The organism is Stenotrophomonas sp. HMWF003, from assembly GCF_003061285.1.
In the GTDB taxonomy this organism is placed as follows: Bacteria; Pseudomonadota; Gammaproteobacteria; order Xanthomonadales; family Xanthomonadaceae; genus Stenotrophomonas; species Stenotrophomonas maltophilia_AP.
This window is the reverse complement of the sequence record NZ_QAIW01000273.1, coordinates 1-4,696: the sequence shown is the minus strand read 5'-3', so window position 1 is coordinate 4,696 and position 4,696 is coordinate 1. Positions and strand designations below refer to the sequence as shown.

Sequence of the window (4,696 nt, the reverse complement as noted above, 5' to 3'; positions counted from 1 at the left end):
GCCGCACGCCTTGCGACTCCGGGGCTGAACGGAGTAGGCGGTGTGGTTGCTGCTGCTGGTCGGGTAGGCTATAAAGGCCCGCTTTCCCGGGCCCCGGGGAAACCAAGGAAGAGCGTTTCGTGGCTGCTAAAAAAACTGCAAAGAAGGCCGTCAAGGCCGCCAAGAAAACCGCCAAGCCTGTTGCTAAGAAGTTGGCGGCCAAGTCCGTTGCCAAAAAACCGGCCCCCAAGCCGGCTGGCAAGCCTGCATCCAAACAACCGGCGGCCAGGACGGCACCCGTGAAAAAACCTGTCGCCAAGACCCCGGCCAAGGCGGTGAAGAAAGCCGTCGCCAAAAAGCCGGTGGTGAGCAAGGCCCCGGTGAAGAAGGCCGCGCCCGCCAAGAAGGTCGTGGCCAAGAAGGCCGCGGTGGCCAAGCCGGTCGCCAAGGCACCGGTGAAGAAGGCCGCACCGGCCAAGACCGTCGCGAAAAAATCCGTGAAGCCGGCAGCTGTCACGCCGGCCTCCAAGCCTGCACCGGTGAAGAAGGTGGCGGCCAAGCAGCCGCCGGCCAAGCCGGTGAAGGCCAGTAAAACCGCCAGCAAGCCCGTGGCACCCAAGCCGGCCGCCAAGCCGGTTGCAGCACCCGTAGTGAAGTCCGCACCGAAGCCGGCATCGCCGGCGCCGGCCAAGTCTGTCCCGGCCAAGAGCGCGGCCAAACCTGTTACCCCGCCGGCGTCCGCGCCGGTGCCGGCAGCAGCAGCCCCCGCCTCCAAGGCCCCGCAAAACAAGAATCCCGTGCCCGTTTCGAAATCGCCTGCAAAAACCCCCGCCAAGTCCGAGTCCGCCCCCAAGCCCGTGTCGCGTCCGGTCGGCAAGGTCGCCGTTGCCGTGGCAGCGCGCTCGTCCGCCCCGGCGCCGCGCACCAAGGTCAAGGTGGTGGAGTACAAGACTGACGAAGCCACCGGTCGTCCGATCCTGCCCGAAGGCTACAAGCCGAGCGCGGAAGAGGAATACATGAGCCCGCTGCAGCTGGAGTATTTCCGCCAGCGCCTGCAGCACTGGCGCAATGATCTGGTGGAGGAATCCAAGCAGACCATCGCCAACCTGCAGGAAGAAGTGCGTGACATCGGCGATGAAGCCGAGCGCGCCACCCGCGAGACCGAGAACTCGCTGGAACTGCGTACCCGCGATCGTTACCGCAAGCTGATCGGCAAGATCAACAGCACGCTGAAGCGTCTGGAAGACGGTGACTACGGCTACTGCGTGGACACCGGCGAAGAGATCGGCCTGGACCGTCTGGAAGCGCGCCTCACCGCTGAGCGCACCATCGACGCCCAGGAACGTTGGGAGCACCTGCAGAAGCAGCAGGGCGACTGAGTTTCTGGTGGTAGATGCATAGTGAAAAGCCCGGCTTCGGCCGGGCTTTTTTGTGGTTTGGTGGCGAGGGGCGAGGGGCGAGGGGTGCGTCGCATGTGCGGGTCGGAACCCATCGCGGTGGTGCGCTGACGGCGTACCGACCCCCGGCCCGTACCTACTGCAGATCCCGCAGGTTCAACCGGCGCAGCGTCGGGTTCTTCCAGGCGGTGATGCCGGCCACGCTGAGCACGGCGAAACCGCCCAGCACCACGGCCGGGGCCAGGCCGAGCAGCTTGGCCATCGTGCCCGCATAGAACGCGCCCAGTTCGTTGGACGAGCTGATGAAGATGCCGTTGATGGACGACACCCGGCCGCGCATCTCCTCCGGCGTGGCCAGCTGCAGGATGGTCGAGCGGACCACCACCGACACCCCGTCGAAGGCACCGTAGAACAACAGGATCAGCGCCGACAGCCAGAAGCTGTGCGACAGCCCGAAGCCGATCACGCACAGGCCGAAGCCGGCCACCGCGAACAGCAGCACGCGGCCGGCGTTGCGCTGCAGCGGCCGGCGGGCCAGCCACAGGCCCACGCAGACCGACCCCAGCGCAGGGGCCGCGCGCAGGATGCCCAGGCCTTCCGGGCCGTGGTGCAGGATTTCATGCAGGAACGCCGGCAGCATCGCCACCACGCCGCCGAGCAGCACCGAGAACATGTCCAGCGCCATCGCCCCGACCATGATCCGGTTGCCGAGCACGAAGCGACCGCCTTCGGCGATGCTCTTGAAGATCGGCGCGGCCGGACCGGTGTGCACCGGTTCGGACACGCGCAGCACGGCCAGGCAGCCGACCGCGATCAGCGCCACCGCCACGGCCACGCCATAGGCCACGCCCTTGCCGCCCCAGGCCACCAGAAGGCCACCCAGCGCCGGGCCGGCCACCATGCCGGCCTGGAACACCACCGCGCCCAGGCCCGCACCGCGCGCGTACTGCTGGCGCTCGAGCACGCGGGCGAACAGGGCGTTGTAGATCGGCGACAGGAACGCGCGGACCATGCCGGTCATGGCGATGGCCGCGTAGATCGGCCACACCCCGTGGAACGGCAGCCAGCCCTGGGCAACGGCGGTGAGCACCACGGCGGTGAGCACCAGTCCGCTGGCAGCGACCATGCCCAGCCGGCGGCGGGGCAGGTGGTCCACCAGGTAGCCGGCGAACGGGGCCACGCAGAAGAACGGCAGCACCTCGGCCAGCCCCACCAGACCCAGCGAGAAAGGATTGCGGGTCACTTCGTAGATGTGCCAGCCCACCGTCACCGCCACGATCTGGTAGGACAGCATCGCGCAGATGCGGTAGGCCAGCAGCAGCGAGAAGCCGGGCCGGGCCAGCAGGGTCAGCGCGCTTTCGGCGGGCTCGGCAGGGGCGTCGGTACTCACGACTGGGCGTGCTGCGACTGCGCGGTCTCGCGGATGAAGGCCAGCATCGCCGCAACGCCGTTGCTGCGGGTCGGTGACAGGTGGCGGGACAGCCCGATGTCCTGGATGTAGCTCGGTTCGGTGGCCAGGATCTCGGCGGCCGAACGGCCCGAATACACCCGCAGGGCGAGGTAGATCAGCCCGGAGACGATCGCCGAGTCACTGATGGCGTGGAATCGCAGCTGCTGCGCGTTGCCCTCGGGCACGATCCACACCATCGACTGGCAGCCGAGCAGGCGGTGCTCTTCGGTCTTCCACGCGTCGGGGAAGGTGGGCAGCTTGCGGCCGAGGTCGATCAGGTACTGGTAGCGCTCGGACCAGTCACCGAAGAAGGCGAATTCATCGGCAATGGCCGCCTGTGCCTCGGCAGCGGTGGGTTCAAGCGGGAACGGGGAAGCAAGGGTCATGGGGGACTCCGGGCCGGTAGCTGCCTTCCGTGGTCAGGCCGTGATGGTTCGGGGGGAACACCCGGCCATCCGTGGCCGGATCTGTGTCGCGGTAGCGCCCGGCGGTTGGCCGGGCGACGGATCAACGCCTGCGCACCCAGCGCACGCCCTGGGCGGTGTCTTCCAGCGCGATGCCCTCGGCGGCCAGCTGGTCGCGGATGGCGTCGGCGCGGGCGAAGTCGCGGCCCTGCTTGGCGGCGGTGCGGGCGTCGATCAGCGACTGGATGCGCGCATCGTCATCGGCGTCGCCCGGTGCATTGCCAAACCAGGCGGCCGGATCCTGCTGCAGCAGGCCCAGCGCCAGGCCAGCGCCGAGCAGCGCGGTCTTCCAGCGGGCCTGGTCGGCCGGCGCGGCCTTGCGGGCTTCGCCGGCGACGCGGGCCAGTTCGGCCAGCGCCTGCGGCGTGTTGAGGTCGTCGTCCAGCGCCGCCTCCATCTCGGCCGGGATGACCGCGGTGGCCTCCACGGCTGCCAGGTCGCGCAGGGTGCCGTACAGCCGGTCCAGCGTGCGCGCGGACTGTTCGATCAGCGCATCGGACCAGTCCAGCGGCTGCCGGTAGTGCGCCGACAGCAGCGCGTAGCGCAGCGCCTCGGGGGCATGCTTGCGCACCAGGTCGTGCACGCGCTCGATGTTGCCGATCGACTTGCTCATCTTGGCGCCGCCAAAATTGAGCATGCCGTTGTGCAGCCAGAACCGGGCGAAGGTCTGCCCGCCGTGGGCGCACTCGCTCTGCGCGATCTCGTTTTCGTGGTGCGGGAACTGCAGGTCCACGCCACCGGCATGGATGTCGATGGTCGGGCCCAGGTGCGCGGCCGCCATCGCCGAGCATTCGATGTGCCAGCCCGGACGACCCCGGCCCCACGGCGATTCCCAGCCGGGCAGGTCGTCGCTGGAGGGCTTCCACAGGACGAAGTCGCCCGGGTCGCGCTTGTACGGGGCCACGTCCACGCGCGCGCCCGCCAGCATTTCCTCCGGGTCGCGGCGCGACAACTTGCCATACCCGACATAGGAACCGACCGAAAACAGCACGTGGCCTTCGGCCGCATAGGCGTGGCCGGCGGCGATCAGCTGCTCGATCATCGTCACGATCTGCGGGATGTGCGCGGTCGCCTCCGGCTCGATGTCCGGCGGCACCACGCCCAGCGCGGCCATGTCTTCCCGGTAGGCCGCGGCAAACCGGTCGGTGATCGCCGAGATCGGCACGCCCTGTTCACGCGCGGCGGTGTTGATCTTGTCGTCCACGTCGGTGATGTTGCGGGCGTAGCGCAGGCCGCCGAAGCGGCGCCGCAGCAGGTCCGCCAGCACCCCGAACACCACCGGGCCGCGGGCATTGCCGATGTGCACATAGTTGTAGACCGTGGGGCCACACACATACAGGGTCGGACAGGTCGGATCGAGCGGGGTGAACGGTTCGAGCTGGCGTGTCAGGTTGTTGTGCAGGCGC

At 68.6% G+C, this 4,696-nt stretch carries 4 protein-coding genes; 1 reads left to right on the top strand and 3 read right to left on the bottom strand.

Going from position 1 to position 4,696, the window contains the following annotated elements; genetic code table 11:
* Positions 1 to 119: 119 nt before the first annotated feature.
* Entirely contained in the window at positions 120 to 1,358 is a 1,239-nt protein-coding gene (gene dksA / locus DBR34_RS11335) for an RNA polymerase-binding protein DksA (protein ID WP_128096868.1), read from the top strand.
* A gap of 154 nt (positions 1,359 to 1,512) precedes the next feature.
* Here the strand turns inward: dksA and DBR34_RS11330 are convergent, their stop codons facing one another.
* From DBR34_RS11330 to cysS, 3 genes are all read right to left on the bottom strand, one after another.
* Complete coding sequence (locus tag DBR34_RS11330; protein ID WP_038687413.1) at positions 1,513 to 2,766, bottom strand: MFS transporter; 1,254 nt, start codon at positions 2,764 to 2,766, stop codon at positions 1,513 to 1,515.
* Positions 2,763 to 3,212, bottom strand: coding sequence for a SufE family protein (locus DBR34_RS11325; protein WP_128096867.1), 450 nt, complete (start codon positions 3,210 to 3,212; stop codon positions 2,763 to 2,765). Before DBR34_RS11325 ends, DBR34_RS11330 begins: the two co-directional genes overlap by 4 nt.
* A gap of 121 nt (positions 3,213 to 3,333) precedes the next feature.
* Positions 3,334 to 4,696, bottom strand: a 1,363-nt coding sequence (gene cysS / locus DBR34_RS11320) for a cysteine--tRNA ligase (RefSeq protein WP_128096866.1), incomplete at its 5' end; no start/stop codon positions are given.